The sequence below is a fragment of the Rhizobium sp. WSM1328 genome, assembly GCF_057653715.1.
This window is the reverse complement of record NZ_CM172788.1, coordinates 4,621,098-4,635,930: the sequence shown is the minus strand read 5'-3', so window position 1 is coordinate 4,635,930 and position 14,833 is coordinate 4,621,098. Positions and strand designations below refer to the sequence as shown.

General features: G+C 60.5%; 15 protein-coding genes. 11 read left to right on the top strand and 4 right to left on the bottom strand.

All coding sequences use genetic code 11. The features are described from left to right. The first annotated feature begins 254 nt into the window (after positions 1-254). From rfbF to AC2444_RS22830, 6 genes are all read left to right on the top strand, one after another. Complete coding sequence (gene rfbF, locus AC2444_RS22855; RefSeq protein ID WP_012759762.1) at positions 255-1,028, top strand: glucose-1-phosphate cytidylyltransferase; 774 nt, start codon at positions 255-257, stop codon at positions 1,026-1,028. After that, a complete protein-coding gene (rfbG, locus tag AC2444_RS22850) occupies positions 1,019-2,083 on the top strand; it encodes a CDP-glucose 4,6-dehydratase (RefSeq protein ID WP_012759761.1) in 1,065 nt (354 codons plus the stop codon). The genes rfbF and rfbG overlap by 10 nt, the downstream gene beginning before the upstream one ends. Beyond that, positions 2,080-3,315, top strand: a complete 1,236-nt coding sequence (locus tag AC2444_RS22845; protein WP_012759760.1) for a class I SAM-dependent methyltransferase — start codon at positions 2,080-2,082, stop codon at positions 3,313-3,315. The genes rfbG and AC2444_RS22845 overlap by 4 nt, the downstream gene beginning before the upstream one ends. Next, complete coding sequence (gene rfbC, locus AC2444_RS22840; protein WP_012759759.1) at positions 3,312-3,854, top strand: dTDP-4-dehydrorhamnose 3,5-epimerase; 543 nt, start codon at positions 3,312-3,314, stop codon at positions 3,852-3,854. Before AC2444_RS22845 ends, rfbC begins: the two co-directional genes overlap by 4 nt. After that, complete coding sequence (locus AC2444_RS22835) at positions 3,851-5,089, top strand: glycosyltransferase family 2 protein (RefSeq protein WP_012759758.1); 1,239 nt, start codon at positions 3,851-3,853, stop codon at positions 5,087-5,089. Before rfbC ends, AC2444_RS22835 begins: the two co-directional genes overlap by 4 nt. Before the next feature lie 76 nt (positions 5,090-5,165). Beyond that, complete coding sequence (locus tag AC2444_RS22830) at positions 5,166-5,315, top strand: hypothetical protein (protein ID WP_157628347.1); 150 nt, start codon at positions 5,166-5,168, stop codon at positions 5,313-5,315. 8 nt (positions 5,316-5,323) lie between these two features. On the opposite strand, the gene AC2444_RS22825 is transcribed toward AC2444_RS22830, so the two are convergent. Both AC2444_RS22825 and AC2444_RS22820 read right to left on the bottom strand, forming a co-directional pair. Beyond that, positions 5,324-5,902: an acyltransferase gene (locus AC2444_RS22825; protein ID WP_012759757.1), complete on the bottom strand. Its 579-nt coding sequence runs from the start codon at positions 5,900-5,902 to the stop codon at positions 5,324-5,326. 82 nt (positions 5,903-5,984) lie between these two features. Next, on the bottom strand, positions 5,985-6,737 hold the full coding sequence (locus tag AC2444_RS22820; RefSeq protein WP_012759756.1) for a cephalosporin hydroxylase family protein: 753 nt from the start codon (positions 6,735-6,737) through the stop codon (positions 5,985-5,987). A 285-nt stretch (positions 6,738-7,022) separates the two neighbouring features. On the opposite strand from AC2444_RS22820, the gene AC2444_RS22815 reads away from it, so the two are divergent. Next, positions 7,023-8,171, top strand: coding sequence for a DegT/DnrJ/EryC1/StrS family aminotransferase (locus AC2444_RS22815; protein ID WP_012759755.1), 1,149 nt, complete (start codon positions 7,023-7,025; stop codon positions 8,169-8,171). A gap of 32 nt (positions 8,172-8,203) precedes the next feature. Continuing rightward, positions 8,204-8,962, top strand: coding sequence for a cephalosporin hydroxylase family protein (locus AC2444_RS22810; RefSeq protein ID WP_012759754.1), 759 nt, complete (start codon positions 8,204-8,206; stop codon positions 8,960-8,962). 330 nt (positions 8,963-9,292) lie between these two features. Here AC2444_RS22810 and AC2444_RS22805 read toward each other — a convergent pair whose 3' ends face one another. Continuing rightward, a complete protein-coding gene (locus AC2444_RS22805; protein WP_012759752.1) occupies positions 9,293-9,625 on the bottom strand; it encodes a hypothetical protein in 333 nt (110 codons plus the stop codon). A gap of 59 nt (positions 9,626-9,684) precedes the next feature. Beyond that, positions 9,685-11,298, bottom strand: coding sequence for a GumC family protein (locus AC2444_RS22800; protein ID WP_012759751.1), 1,614 nt, complete (start codon positions 11,296-11,298; stop codon positions 9,685-9,687). 134 nt (positions 11,299-11,432) lie between these two features. Between AC2444_RS22800 and AC2444_RS22795 the strand changes: the two genes are divergently transcribed. From AC2444_RS22795 to AC2444_RS22785, 3 genes are read left to right on the top strand one after another with little or no spacing between them, the layout of a single operon-like run. Then, entirely contained in the window at positions 11,433-12,482 is a 1,050-nt protein-coding gene (locus tag AC2444_RS22795) for a glycoside hydrolase family 5 protein (RefSeq protein WP_012759750.1), read from the top strand. A gap of 2 nt (positions 12,483-12,484) precedes the next feature. Further along, complete coding sequence (locus AC2444_RS22790) at positions 12,485-13,756, top strand: hypothetical protein (RefSeq protein ID WP_012759749.1); 1,272 nt, start codon at positions 12,485-12,487, stop codon at positions 13,754-13,756. A 45-nt stretch (positions 13,757-13,801) separates the two neighbouring features. Next, entirely contained in the window at positions 13,802-14,821 is a 1,020-nt protein-coding gene (locus AC2444_RS22785) for an acyltransferase family protein (RefSeq protein ID WP_012759748.1), read from the top strand. The last annotated feature ends 12 nt before the right edge of the window (positions 14,822-14,833 follow it).

Sequence of the window (14,833 nt, the reverse complement as noted above, 5' to 3'; positions counted from 1 at the left end):
CAGCCGCTTTCCGTTCGGATGAATTGGGCCGCTTGGTGCTCCTCGTAAAACTGGAAGGACGTGCCTTCGGCCATTACTCAACGCATGGCCTGCGACACGCGCGGCTGCCCGTTCCGACACCCCCGCAAGCCTCGCACAAGAACGAAATCGGATACCGAGACAAGGATGAACATACGGCCGTTCCGCCTGTAAAGAGCCGGGCGGCTCTGAGGGTGGTCGGGAAACCTGACTAGACACTCTGGAGTTCGCTTGGGATGAAAGTCGTAATTCTCGCCGGTGGCCTTGGCTCTCGTCTTGCCGAGGAGACCAGTATCCGACCCAAGCCTCTGGTCGAAATCGGCGGCATGCCGATCCTCTGGCACATCATGAGCATCTATGCCCATCACGGGCTCAATGATTTCATCATCTGCGCAGGCTACAAGGGCTATTTGATCAAGGAATATTTCGTAAACCTTGTTCTGCACCACAACGACATCACCGTCGACCTCGCCTCCAACAGCATCAACTATCACGGCGGCACACGACCGAACTGGCGCGTGACCGTGGTCGATACCGGCATGCATTCGATGACCGGCGGCCGTCTCGGGCGCATTCGCGACCATCTGACGCCAAGCGAACCCTTCTGCATGACTTATGGCGACGGCGTCGGCGACGTCGATATCGCCGCCGAAGTCGCGTTCCATCGCAGCCATGGCCTCAAGGCGACGATGTGCGCGGTCACTCCGCCCGGACGTTACGGCGCCACGAATATCGAGGGGCAGTTCATCACCTCCTTCATCGAGAAGCCGAGGGGCGACGGCCAGCGCATCAATGGCGGCTTCTTCGTGCTCGACCCGTCGGTGGTCGATCTCATCCCGGGCGACGACACGATCTGGGAAGCCGGACCGTTGGAATGGCTCGCCGCCAACAACGAGCTCGCCGCCTTCAAGCATGATGGCTTCTGGCAGCCCATGGATACGCTCCGCGAGCGCAACCACCTGGAAGAGCTCTGGAATTCCGGAAAGGCACCGTGGAAACTATGGGCCTGACGGACTTCTGGAACGGGCGGCGGGTTTTCCTGACCGGACATACCGGCTTCAAGGGATCGTGGCTTTCCCTGTGGCTGGAGCGGCTCGGCGCTGAGGTTACCGCGGTGTCGCTGGTGCCTGAGACCGAACCATCGCTCTATCGGAAGCTTGCTCCCTGGGACGATCGCGGCCATCACATCGTCGATATCCGCGACGCCGAGGCGGTTCTTAATCTCTCCAGGCGCTTCCAACCGGAGATCGTCATCCATATGGCGGCGCAGGCTCTGGTGCGGCGTTCTTATGAGAACCCGGCCGAGACCTTTTCGACCAACGTCATGGGAACGGCAAATGTTCTCGACGCGGTCAGGCAGACGCCCTCCGTCAAGACCGTGCTGGTCATCACCTCCGACAAGGTTTACGCCAATAATGGCAGCGGCATACCCTTCGTCGAGACCGATGTGCTCGGCGGCAAAGATCCGTACAGCAACTCCAAGGCCTGCACCGAACTCGTCTGCCAGAGCTACCGCGACAGTTTCTTCAAGGGGCGCGATCTCAGGCTCGCCACGGTCCGCGCCGGCAATGTCATCGGCGGCGGCGACTGGTCGAAGGACCGGCTGATCCCGGATTTCATCCGCGCTTTCGAAGGCGGTGAACCGATCATGCTGCGCTATCCCGCGGCGATCCGCCCCTGGCAGCATGTGCTGGAGCCGCTTGGCGGTTATCTGAGCTTCGCTGAGGTGCTGACGCAGCAGCGCGGCAGGGATCTGCCGGATGCACTGAATTTCGGTCCGCATCCCGAAAGCTTCGCCACTGTTTCCGAACTCGCCGAAGCGCTCGGACGCGCGCACTGCGTCGAAGACGTGTGGCGGCTTGCGCCAGGCGAACATCTGCCGGAAGCTCCGGCGCTGACGCTGAGCTCGGCGCTTGCGCTCGACACCATCGGCTGGCGCCCGCGGCTCAGCCTGCAACAGACAATCGACTGGACTGCCGCCTGGTACAAGGCCAACCGCGAGGGCGTAGACATGCGCGCCTTCTCGCTCGGCCAGATCGCGGCATATGAGGAAACAGTATCATGACAGCGCACAATTGCCGGTTCTGCAACGCTCCGCTGAAGCATCGTTTCGTCGATCTGGGTTCGACGCCGCTCGCCAACGCCTATCTGACGGAAGAGCAGCTCAACAAGCCGGAGCCCTCCTATCCGCTGCGCGCCTTCGTCTGCTCTGAATGCTGGCTGGTGCAGGCCGATGCCTTCGTTCCGCCGGAGGATATCTTCAGCCACTATGCCTATTTCTCCTCCTACAGCGACGGCTGGGTGGAGCATGCCCGCCAGTTTACGATCATGGCGCGCAAGCGCTTCGGTCTCAGCGAGACATCGCAGGTGATCGAGGTGGCGAGCAATGATGGCTACCTCCTCAAGCATTTCGTCGAAGCCGGCGTGCCGGTGCTCGGCATCGAGCCGGCCGAGAACGTCGCGGAAGTGGCACGGCAGATCGGCGTTCCCACGGAAGCGCGCTTCTTCGGCAGGGAAACCGCTGCCGATCTCGTCTCCCGCGGCCTTGCCTCCGACATTGTCATCGGCAACAACGTGCTGGCACATGTGCCCGACATCAACGATTTCGTCGGCGGACTTTCGGCCGTACTGAAGCCGGACGGCGTCGTCAGCGTCGAATTCCCGCACCTTTTGCGGCTGATGGAAAATATCCAGTTCGACACTGTCTACCACGAGCATTTCTACTATCTGTCGCTGCTCGCCGTCGAAAAGGTCTTCGCGGCGCACGGCCTCAAGATCTTTGACGTTGAAGAATTGCCGACCCATGGCGGGAGTCTCCGCGTGCTTGCCTGCCGCGCAACGTCCATGGTTCACGCAATCGGCCGCGGACTTGCCAAGGTCCGCACCGATGAGGCAGCCGCCGGTTTCGACAAGGTTGAAACCTACGAAGCTTTCCAGAGCCGCGTCGCACCGATCAAGAATGGGCTGCTCGCCTTCCTCGCGGAAGCCAAACGCAGCGGCAAGAAGGTCGCCGCCTATGGCGCTGCCGCCAAGGGCAACACGCTGCTGAATTTCTGCGGCGTCGGCACCGACCTCATCGAATATGTCGTCGACCGCAATCCGCACAAGCAGGGGCATTTCCTGCCGGGGAGCAAACTGCCGATCTACGCCCCGGAGAAGATGGACGAAACGCAGCCGGATTACGTGCTCATCCTGCCTTGGAACATCAAGAACGAGGTCATTGCGGCCAACAGCAGGGTCGGTGCCTGGGGGGGACGCTTCGCGGTCGCCGTGCCGGAACTGACGGTGCTCGGTTGAAATTCCTTCCGACCGCGGTTTCGGGCGCCTTTGTCGTGGAAGTCGACGCGCGCTCCGACGACCGGGGAATGTTCGCACGAACCTTCGACGCGCAGACCTTTGCGGCGCAAGGTCTCGTCCCCGTCTACCCGCAGTGCAATATCTCGCAGAACCACAAGCGCGGGACGCTGCGCGGTATGCACTACCAAGCCCAACCGCGGCCGGAGATCAAGCTGGTGCGCGCCACGCGCGGCAGGGTATTCGACGTGGCTGTTGATCTGAGGCCGGATTCGCCGAGCTATCTCAAATGGGCCTCCGTCGAGCTCGATGCTATCAGGCACAATGCCTTCTACATACCTGCCGGATGCGCGCACGGCTTTCTGACGCTCGAGGATAATTGCGAGCTCTTCTACCAGATGTCGGAAGCCTATGTGCCGGAACTTGCCCGTGGCGTCCGCTGGGACGATCCCGCCTTTTCCATCGGCTGGCCGTTCCCGCCGAGCATCATCAGCGAGCGCGACGCAGCGCTTGACAGCTACGGCCAGGAGACAAGCCTTTGAGCGGTATCAAACTCAGCATCTGCATCCCGACCTATAACCGCGAAGCCTATCTCAGAAACGCGCTGACCTACTGCGAGAACGATTACAAGTTCGACTTTCCCTTCGAAATCGTGATCTGTGACAATGCCTCCACGGATGGCACGCAGCAGGTGGTCGAGGAATTCATCGCCCGCGGGCTGCCGATCCGCTACTACAAGCGTGAAACCAATGCCGGCGCCGCGGCAAACGTCACGAGCGCTCTGCGCCTCGGCAAGGGCGAATACCTCATCTATCTCGCCGACGATGACATCCTGATTGCCGATGCGGTGGCCGAAACCATCAGATATCTCGACAACAATCAGGAGGTGACCTGCGCCCATGCGCCGTGGTTCCTCTACGACGAAGTCGCCAAAACCGACATCACGAAGTTCTACAATGTCAACGAGGATCGGAAGTTTCCGCAGGGAAGTTTCGGCGACGTCTTCCAGTATATCTGCGAACGCCACATCTTTCCGGAAATCGCGATCTACCGCTCGTCGACCCTGCGGTCGGCCTGGATCCCGCGGGAATTCTGCTTCTATCCGTTCCCGTTCCTTGCGCATTTCCTCGATCAGGGCGCGGTCTCCTTCCTGCAGCGCCCGTTCTACCGTTCCATCGCCAATTCGGCGATCGTCCGCGACCGTCCGCAAGAAGGCACCAACGACGTCATGACGAGCTGGGATCGCTATCGCGGCGGGCTTGAATATTTTCTCTATACGGGAGCCAGGCGCGGGGCGCTGAACCTGACGCCCGAGACGCATCTCAAGTATGACGAGATGTGCAAGATCTTCACTCTCAATCGCATGGCGGTCGCCTTTCGCTTCTGGGCGGAGCGCAAGAACTTCATCAAGGCCTATGAACTCTATACCCGCATCATGTGGGGCGGGATGCTCGACCACCCGGAAATTCGCAGTTTCCGTGAAAGGCTGCCCCTGATGGTCGCCATCCAGACGCTGGTGAGCGAAGTGAATTCGGCAATCGGCATCGATACGCTGCTTCTCGGCGGTTTCCCGGAAATCACCGCGCTCGAAGGCCTGATGCGCGAACTCGGCCTCAGCGAAAAGGTGAAGGTGACGGTGAAACTCAGCGGCAGTCCGCTGGAAAGCACCGCCGTCTTCGTCAGCGCCGACAACGACCGGGAGTATTTCGTAGCACTCGGCTACCTGCCCAATCTCGTGTTCCACCAGCACGATGTCGCCCGGCATATCATCATGTGAGCCTCGCGCCAGTTTCAAAAACTAGCGTCGTGGCGGGCGCCTGCGTTTTGATTTCAATTCAACAGAAATTAGCGGCATGACAGACAGGATCTTCTACACCAAGCCTTCGATCACCCAGCTCGAAACGGATTATGCTGCCGATGCCGCCGCCACCGGCTGGGGCGCGAGGTTGCCGTCCACAATCTCGACCGCTTCAGCGCGTGGATCACGCTCTGCGGGGCGATAGCTTGCCTATCAGGCCTGTGATGCTCGCAGTTCTTTCTCAAGGATCAGAAGATTTTGAGATCTATCGCGTAAACGCCTGACGGGGATACCAGCGTATACTCCCCATGCAGGGAGAGACTTATTTACGAGAGATAGGCTACCTACAGAACTTCCCTCCTCAATTGTTACCTTAGGCAAAACGACCGAGTTGGAGCCGATAATCACATGTTTGCGGAGGACGACTTTCCCAGCAGGGCCGCCAATAAGATGGCGCGGCAGAGTCGGGTTGGTCATCTTTTCACCCGTGTAGTCATCGCTTGAGGTGTAGATTTTGACACCTGGTGCCAAACCCGAAAAGTCCTCCATGACGAAGCCGTCACTCCCAGATATATAACACTGTGACGCGATGTGCACATTACATCCAATCTCAACGTGTTCCCTACTTGCCACAATGATGGTGAAATCATCGATCCGCGCGTCATCCATGATGGAGATATTCTCCACGAAAAAAAGTCCGGCGGTTCTTTTAATCTTTACGTTCGACCCAAGATGCCGGAACGGCAGGGATCTTAGTTCAGTCTCGTCGTAAAATGTCGAGCCTAAATGCATCCGATACCTCCATACTCCGTCGGCCCCAAAGTACGTCGACTAATCGACGAGAATTTTTGATTTGATCGCATCAATCGCATGCTTAGGACCGCACACATCGAAGATAGCCGCCCGGAGAACTGGAGAGAACGAGCTTTCCATTGATGATGGTATCCAACTCGAAACGATCCGTTTCCTGCAAGTAATCATTGAGGGCAACCAAGGGCTCATCGCCAGGTAAGAGAACCTTGGAGCGTTTGGTCGGGACCTGGGAAGGTTCGTAACGGCCAAGGATCGTATCGGCAACGACGAGATACTGGCCGTCTGTCACCAGCGGCGCGTAATTGCGTAATTCATCCAGTACATGCGCCTTGCTATGATCGCTGTCGAGAATGACCATGACCGAGGCCCCTTCAGGGATAGACGCCTTGACCTTCGCCATGGTTTCGGCGGAGGTGGATGGCCCTTCGATCAGTTCGACGCGATGCGCCATCGGATGGGATTCGATCGCCTGACGGTTATGGGCGCGAATGTCGATATCTACGCCGACCACCTTGCCCTTGCCAATCAGTTGTAGCATGGCAGCCTGGAAGATCATCGATCCGCCACGCGCCACGCCCGTCTCAACGATCACGTCTGGCTTGGTGGCCCAGATAACTTCCTGGGTGGCCATCACATCGGCGGGCATTTGGATGATTGGCATGCCCATCCAAGACCACAGATAGGAATAGTCGTATTTGTCCAGGCTCACCAGAGTATCGAGCGTCTGACGGAAGACATCCGTGTCACGACCTAGAGCGAGGCTCATTTCGCGCTTGCTGGCCTCGAACTCCTGCCTATCATCCTTGGTGGTCATGAACTTTACAAACCTTCCTACCTGAACAAGTGGCGCATTTGCGGCGGACGTCCTTGCGAAGGGCAAGCGGGCACAAATGTCTCATTTTCCATCTTTCATCGGAACCTTATGTGAGGCTGGAGCGATCACGGTCAACAGCGTAGCACTCGGGCTACCTGCCCAATCTCGTGTTCCACGAGCACGATCTCGCCCGGCACATCATCATGTGAGCCTCGCGCCAGCTTCGAAAACTAGCGTCGTGGCGGGCGCCTGCGTCTTGATTTCAATTCAACAGAAATTAGCGGCATGACAAACAGGATCTTCTACACCAAGCCTTCCATCACCCAGCTTGAAACCGATTATGCCGCAGATGCGGCAGCGACCGGCTGGGGCGCACACTGCTACGACTACATCAACCGCTTCGAACGCGACTTCAAGACCTATCTCGGCAGCGGCTTCGCCATCGCGACCTCGAGCTGCACCGGCGCCATGCACATGGGCCTGGCCGCGCTCGGCGTCGGCGAAGGCGACGAAGTGATCCTCGCTGACACCAACTGGGTCGCCACCGTCTCGCCGATCGTCCATCTCGGCGCCAAGCCGGTTTTCGTCGACGTGCTGCCGGATTCCTGGTGCATCGATCCGGGCGAGGTCGAGCGCCATATCACGCCGAAGACGAAGGCCATCATCGCCACGCATCTCTACGGTAATCTCTGCGACATGGACGCACTGCTGGAGATCGGCAAGCGGACGGGCATTCCGGTGATCGAAGATGCGGCCGAAGCGGTCGGCTCCGTCTGGCACGGCCGCCGCGCCGGCTCGATGGGCGCCTTCGGCACCTTCTCATTCCACGGCACAAAGACATTGACGACGGGCGAAGGCGGCATGTTCGTCACCAACGACGCCGCGCTTTACGAACGGGTGCTGACGCTCAGCAACCACGGCCGAGCGCGCGGCCAAACCAAGCAGTTCTGGCCCGACGAGATCGGCTTCAAGTACAAGATGTCCAACATCCAGGCTGCCATCGGCTGCGCACAGCTCGAACGCATCGAAGAGCTCGTCGCCCGCAAGCGGGAGATCCTCGCGGCCTATATGGTCCGGCTTTCCGCCCTGCCCGGCATCTCGATGAACCCGGAATATAGCGGCACGATCAACGGTGCGTGGATGCCGACCGCAGTCTTTCATCCGTCGACGGGTACCACCCGCGAGATGATGCAGCAGGCCTTCGAGGCCGCCAATATCGACGCGCGCGTCTTCTTCTATCCCCTCTCCAGCCTCTCCATGTTTGAGGATCGGCCACAGAACGTGAACGCCTGGAGCATTCCGGGCCGCGCGATCAACCTGCCCAGCTATCACGACATGAGCGAAGCCGATATCGACCGGGTGGCGGCAACGCTGCTCGATGTGGCGGCCGGGCGGATCTATCACAACAGCACAGCATTGCGGCAGTCGGTCTAAGACAGCCCTACAGCGAAGGACAAAGAATAGTCATGACCACGAAGGACGATCGTCTCGAATTCGAAGCCCACAAGCGGGAAATGTCGCTTGCGCTCGGCAAGGATGAGGCAAGTTTCCAACAATCGCTGAACACGCTGATCGGGCTCGACAAGTTCGACTATTCCTATCTCTGGTCATGGATGGGCGTACCGATCATCCAGCTTCCGGTCGATATCCTGGCGACCCAGGAAGTCATCTGGGCGACCAAGCCCGATGTCATCATCGAAACCGGCATCGCGCGCGGCGGCTCGCTGATCTTCATGGCGTCGATCCTCGCCGCCATGGGCAACGACGCGGCCAAGGTTGTCGGCATCGACATCGACATCCGCGCCCATAATCGCGAGTCGATCGAATCCCATCCGATGTCGAGCCGCATCAAGATGATCCAGGGCGGTTCGGTCGACGACGACGTGCTTGCCGCCGTGAAGGCCGAGATCCCGCCGGGGGCCCGGGTGATGGTGGTGCTCGACAGCGACCATTCCTACGAGCATGTTCTGGCGGAATGCCGCGCCTACGGTCCGCTGGTAACGGAAGGCTGCTACCTCGTCGTCGCCGACACGTTCATCGGCCACCTGACCGAGGAACAGGCCTTCACAAAGCGCTCCAAGGTATGGCTGCGCGGCAATGAGCCGCTGAAGGCCGTCACCGACTATCTGGCGGAAACCGACCGCTTCGAAGTCGATCCGGTTCTGAACGGCAAGCTCGTGCTGTCCTCCTCTCCGGGCGGCTACTGTGTCTGCCGCAAGGCGTGAGCGGAATCAGGGATAGTCGTTCATGGCGCAGGTCGATATCGTCAGTCTCAAGGACAAGTCGGATCCGGCCAGACGGCTCCGACTTGGGTCGAAACCGCCGCGTTGCACGTCTTCTGCCACAATGAAAAAGCGATCGGCCTATAAAAGCGGCTGGGCTTTGCGGCAGCCGAAAGCCTGCCGCTGCGGCGCGCGGAGGAAGGGGGCATGGTCAAGTATTCGATCGTCGATCGATCGGAAGCGAATGCCGGCTTCGACTATCTCAGGATGGAGCTTCCGATCGAATGTTTCAGACAGGCGCATCCATCGGCTTTGCTGACCGCCTGAAACCCCTCACCGCACCGGCTGATAGTGGCCGCGGAGCGGAACCTTGTCGTCCATCGAGATGAAGCCGTCGCGTTCGCAGACATACATCAGCGTCGGCATGCCGCCCGAACGGAAGATCTCGTCATAGCGGCGGCGGATCTGCACGGTTTCGGTGCGGCAATTGTAGGATTCCTCTTCCTTCTTGTCCGGCTGCGCCTTGACGCCGGGAAGACCTTTGTAGGGATAAAGAGGTTGAACGCCCGGATCGACGGATTTCGTCCAGTCGACGGCAAAGGCGGACGCCGGGGCGAGGCTCGAGACGGCAACGAGCAATATCAGAAGCATCATCATTGGCCGCATGGGAACTCTCCTGCCGGCAATAGGCCGCTTCCCCGATGTAGGAAAACCGACGACCGTCATCAAGCGGCCGCAGCGGGAGACTTCCTGAAATAACTTCTGATGACGGGATGGCTGAAGAGGCCGGCGAGAATCGCAAAGCCCGCGCCGACGACGAAACCGGCGAGAAAACCGCCGATGACGCCGGCAACCAATAGAATCGTCTTTCCGGGACCGTCTCCCTTGACCGGCGGCTCGGCCGGCGAAATGACGCGAATGTTACTCCGGTTGAAGTTTTGCTCCTCGCTCGTCTGGCTAGAGCGTTTCAGCACCGTCTCGTAAATATCGCGCGCCGCCGTCGCCTTGCGCTGCAATTCGTTCAATTCCACCTGCTTGTCGGAGGTACTCGCCTGCAACGCCTTCTGCACGGCAAGTTCCTTGGCGATGCTGTCCTCGGCGGCCTTTGCCTGCTCGTATTCGCCCCTTGCCGAGGTGACGAGACGCTGCAATTCGCCCTTGATTTCGCCGCCAATGCTCTGCAGCGAGGAGCGGGCGGCCTGCAGGCGCGGATGACGCGTGCCCATCTGGCTTTCGAGGCTGCCGACGGCGGCGGCCTGGGTGGCATATTGCTGACGCAGGCTGACGAGCGGCGAGGTGACGCCGCCCTCCGCCTGGTTGCCGGCGACGATGTCCTCGACGCGGAGGTTGGCGACGGCATCGGCGCGCGCCTTTGCCTGGATGGTCTTTTCCTGTGCCGTCACCAGCATCGTGTTCAGCGAAACGAGCCGCTGATCGGAAATCAGGTTGCCCTCGGTCGCGGCCATGTCGTTGTCGGCGCGGAAGGTTTCGACAGCCTGCTCGGCCTCCAGCACCTTCTGGCGCAGGTCGTTGAGGCGACCGTCGAGCGTTGAGGAGGTATTTTCGTAGATGCCGTTCGAGGCACTGTTCTCCTCCTCGGTGAAGGAGGTGACGACCTGGTTGGCAAGCCTTGCGGATTTTTCGGGATCGTTGGTCGTGGCGGCAAGCGAGACGACATAGGTGCTGGCCTCACGGGTGATGACCAGCGCCTTCTGCAGAGTGCCGATCACGGCGGCGCCATCCGTGCGGCCGCCGGTGAATTCGGGATCTTGGTCGAGCTTCATGGCTTCGGCGACGCGGCGCAGCACATTGCCCGAGGTCAGGATCTGCACCTGGCTGTCGATCAGCGCCGAGATCATTTCCGGCGAGGGACCCGACGATTGCGCGCCGGCATCGGCAAGGCCGATCTGGCGCGGATCGAAATAGAGGCTGCTGATGGCGGTGAATTTCTGGGCGATGCGCGGCGCCACCGCCCCGCCGGCGAGGGCTCCGAGAAGCGCCAAACCCAGCACGATCAGTCGCCGGCTCCAGATCGCGGCGATACTGGAGCGGAGGTCGAGAAGCGGTGCGGCCGGCGCGGACTCTGCATTCGGCGGCGCGTCCGCGACAGGCTGTCTTGCAGGCTGAGGCTGAGGTGCCGGACGCTCATATTGGCGGGTTTCCGCAATGCTTGCCGGCGGCACGAAGGGGGGCGGGGCAGGTTCGGGCGATGGCCGGACGAAATCATCCGGGCGGACGACGGGACTGCGCATGCCCACGCCTTCCGGCGCAGTCTGAGACGGCTCAAAACTGCGCCAGCCAGGGAGCCGGCTTATCCTGTTCCTGTCATACTGGTTCATACGCGCACTCGTGTCCCGCCCAGCGTGAAAGACTGAAGCCGAGGTGCCGATACTTTAGAAATTCTTAGCTAACGGACCGTTAAAATAACGTCAGCGACGCCGATGTTGCGATTTGCCGCGATTGCGAGGATGCCATGAGGACGACACGACATCTGACAGCGCTGCTGTTTGCGGCCGCTCTCACCCCGTCGCCGGTCCTTGCGGCTGAGGCCCCTTGCTACCGCGGCGTCAATTTGTCCGGCGGTGAATATGGCGAGCGCGGCGGCATCTACGGCACCAACTACACCTACCCGAGCGAAGACACGATCGGCTATTTCGCCAAGAAGGGCATGACGATTATCCGGCTGCCCTTCCGCTGGGAGCGGCTGCAGCCCGCACTCGGCGGGCGGCTCGACGAGGATGAGCTCAAGCGGATCAAAGATACGATCGGCCTGATCCGCAAGCACGGCATGGCGGTTCTGCTCGACCCGCATAATTTCGGCTATTACGACAAGACCCAGGTCGGCACAGCGCCGGCGACGGATGCCGCCTTCGGTGACTTCTGGGCAAGGCTCGCCGTCGAATTCGCCAATCAGGACGGCGTTCTCTTCGGCCTGATGAACGAACCGCACGACATCAAGGCGACCGACTGGCTGGATGCGGCCAATGCGGCGATCCGCAGCATCCGCGCTGTCGGCGCGCGCAACCTCATCTTGGTGCCGGGCACCGCCTGGAGCGGCGCGGGCAGCTGGGAAAAGGATGTGATCGGCGGCGCCAACGGCACGGTGATGCTCGGTGTGCGCGATCCGCTCAATTTCTACGCCTATGAGGTCCACCAGTATCTCGATGCCGATTCCTCCGGCACCCATCCGACCTGTGAAGGTGCGTCCGCCGCGGTCGCGGCGATCAACGGCGTTACCGCCTGGTTGAAGCAGAACCACAAGCGCGGTTTTCTCGGCGAATTTGGCGCCTCCACCGACAAGGACTGCATGAGCGGGCTGACCGAAATCTACGCCACCATGTCCGGCAATAGCGATGTGTGGCTCGGCTGGTCCTACTGGGCGGCCGGCGATTGGTGGCCGGCGGACGAGCCGTTCAACGTCCAGCCGCGCAAGGGCCCTGAGCGGCCGCAGATGCGGCTTCTTGCCGAGGCGGCAAAAGCCGGTGCCGGCATTTGCTCCGCCGTCAAACCCGCGGGGAAATGAGCATGGCGGTCGTCGATCAGAGGACAGCGACATTCACTGTGGCCGGCACTGTCGCCGGCAGGGCATCGCGCACCGATCATACGGTGCTCTGGCTCGGGCTGCTCTCCGTGCTCTACAACGGCATTCTCGCCTTCATCAACCACAACATTGTGCCGCTCTCGATGACGCATGTCGCCGCCAGCGAAGGCCTGATCATGGCGAGCGCCATCATCTATATCCTGCACAAGGGGATCTACGAGACCGATCTGCCGGCCTTCCTGTTCCTGCTGTTCACGCTCGTCGTGACCATCTATGTCAGCGTGCTCAACCGCATGCTGTTCATCGATCACTTCCGCAACGTGCTGATCATCTTCTGCTTTACCGGGCTCGGCGGCTGGAGCAACGAGAAAACGATGAAGCTCGCCTTTCGCTGGGCAAGTCTTGCCGTCATGATCTTCCTGATCTTCGAGATCGTCAGCGTGCCGTTCTATGTCAGCATCGTCCACCCGTCCGATTATTTCGCCAATACGCGCGGGCTGCTGCCGCTGAGCTACAATACGACGGGCCTCTTCCAGAACGCGCTCGGCTTTCCCGAGCGCTTCTCTTTCGGCATCATCGACCACCGTTCCTCCTCGATCTTCCTCGAGCAGGTGTCGCTCGCCAATTTCTGCGGCGTGATCGCGGTCTACCTGATTTCGATGTGGGAGAGGCTTGGCCGCTGGGACCGGTTGCTGATGGTCGGCACGGCCGTGCTGATCCTGGTGACGAACGACACGCGCACGATGCTGATCTTCTGCTGTGCCTGCATCGTCGGTTACTTCGTCTTTCCGAAGATCCCGAAGAATTTCAATCTGGCGCTGATGCCGCTGATCGTCGCCGCCGGCTTCCTCGTCTACGTGATGAAACCCAACGCGACGGGCGACAATTTCACCGGCCGCATCAATCTGACGATGAAGAAGATCATGGAGCTCGATCCGCTTGCCATCCTCGGGCTTTCGGTCGACCGGGTCGCCGAATTCGCCGACAGCGGCTATGTCTACCTGATCTACGCGGCGACGATCTTCGGCGTCATCGCCTTATGGCTGTTCGTCTGCCTCTTTCCCGCCGGGCGCACGGCGGCGCAGCGGCGCTGCGCCCATTCACTTTCTCTTTTCATTTTTCTGAATATGATGATTGGGGGAACCGCGGTCTTCTCGATGAAGATCGCCGGTCTCCTGTGGTTCGTCGTCGGATATATGCGTTTCCACGACAGCCCGCGCATCCGGCAGGGTCGTCCGGCAGATGTATTGAGTTGACCGCAGCGGCGCCTGTCCGCGCGAGCCCGAGGGAGCACACGCTCGATGCTTGTCCAGCTTCAATATCTGCGCGCCATCGCGGCGCTGATGGTCGTCTATTTCCACGCGGTATTGCAGCTTGCCAAGGTCAATCCCGCGGTCGACGCCACCGCCTTCGTCTATGGCGAAACCGGCGTCGACATCTTCTTCGTCCTGAGCGGCTTCGTGATGTGGCTGACGACGAGCGGACGAGCGATGAGCCCGGTCGATTTCGCCCGGCGGCGCATCAAAAGGATCGTGCCGCTCTACTGGCTGGCGACGCTGTTTTCGGCGACTGTGGCGCTGGTCGCCCCGTCATTGCTGAAATCGACGGTGTTCGACCTGCCGCATCTCATCGCCTCGCTGTTCTTCCTGCCATGGGCCAATCCCGCCGATCCCAGCACGATCACACCGGTGGTCGTTCCCGGCTGGACACTGAATTACGAAATGTTCTTCTACTTCGTCTTTGCGCTTCTGCTGCCGCTACAGGAAGCTCGCCGCATCCCGGCGATGTTTGCCGTCTTTGCCGTCATCCTGATCGCCTGTCGGCTGCTGCCGGAAACGACGGCGACCCGGTTCTACCGCGAACCGATCATGCTGGAGTTTCTCGCCGGTGTCGTGCTCGGCTGGCTCTACGGACAGAAGGTGCTTCTGCCGAACCGCTGGGCTTGGGCGGCCCTTGCCATGGGCTTTGCGTTTCTGTTCATCAACGAGGCGCTGATGCCACCGGAAAGCCGGTTCTATGCCTGGGGAATCCCGGCGATCTTCATCGTCTACGGCGCGATCTCCATCGATTTTTCCAGGCTGCCGGTAGTGGGATGGCTGAACTATCTCGGCGACTGCTCCTATAGCATCTATATCACCCACGCCTTCACCCTGGCTTTTCTCAGGGTCGCCGCGGACCGTCTGCCGATCGGCATCCTGCAGCAGCCGGTGCTCTTCGTGATGCTCTCGCTGGTGCTCTCGTCGATCGGCGGTGCGATCATCCATGAGATCACCTCGCCGCGCCGCCGGAAGGTTGCGGTGGCGAGCCGGCCGCCGGCCTAAAACGCTAGAAGG

Coding starts and splice junctions, on each gene's coding strand:
- rfbF (WP_012759762.1), top strand. CDS start 255: ATGAAAGTCGTAATTCTCGCCGGTGGCCTTGGCTCTCGTCTTGCCGAG.
- rfbG (WP_012759761.1), top strand. CDS start 1,019: ATGGGCCTGACGGACTTCTGGAACGGGCGGCGGGTTTTCCTGACCGGA.
- AC2444_RS22845 (WP_012759760.1), top strand. CDS start 2,080: ATGACAGCGCACAATTGCCGGTTCTGCAACGCTCCGCTGAAGCATCGT.
- AC2444_RS22830 (WP_157628347.1), top strand. CDS start 5,166: ATGACAGACAGGATCTTCTACACCAAGCCTTCGATCACCCAGCTCGAA.
- AC2444_RS22825 (WP_012759757.1), bottom strand. CDS start 5,902: ATGCATTTAGGCTCGACATTTTACGACGAGACTGAACTAAGATCCCTG.
- AC2444_RS22820 (WP_012759756.1), bottom strand. CDS start 6,737: ATGACCACCAAGGATGATAGGCAGGAGTTCGAGGCCAGCAAGCGCGAA.
- AC2444_RS22815 (WP_012759755.1), top strand. CDS start 7,023: ATGACAAACAGGATCTTCTACACCAAGCCTTCCATCACCCAGCTTGAA.
- AC2444_RS22810 (WP_012759754.1), top strand. CDS start 8,204: ATGACCACGAAGGACGATCGTCTCGAATTCGAAGCCCACAAGCGGGAA.
- AC2444_RS22805 (WP_012759752.1), bottom strand. CDS start 9,625: ATGCGGCCAATGATGATGCTTCTGATATTGCTCGTTGCCGTCTCGAGC.
- AC2444_RS22800 (WP_012759751.1), bottom strand. CDS start 11,298: ATGAACCAGTATGACAGGAACAGGATAAGCCGGCTCCCTGGCTGGCGC.
- AC2444_RS22795 (WP_012759750.1), top strand. CDS start 11,433: ATGAGGACGACACGACATCTGACAGCGCTGCTGTTTGCGGCCGCTCTC.
- AC2444_RS22790 (WP_012759749.1), top strand. CDS start 12,485: ATGGCGGTCGTCGATCAGAGGACAGCGACATTCACTGTGGCCGGCACT.
- AC2444_RS22785 (WP_012759748.1), top strand. CDS start 13,802: ATGCTTGTCCAGCTTCAATATCTGCGCGCCATCGCGGCGCTGATGGTC.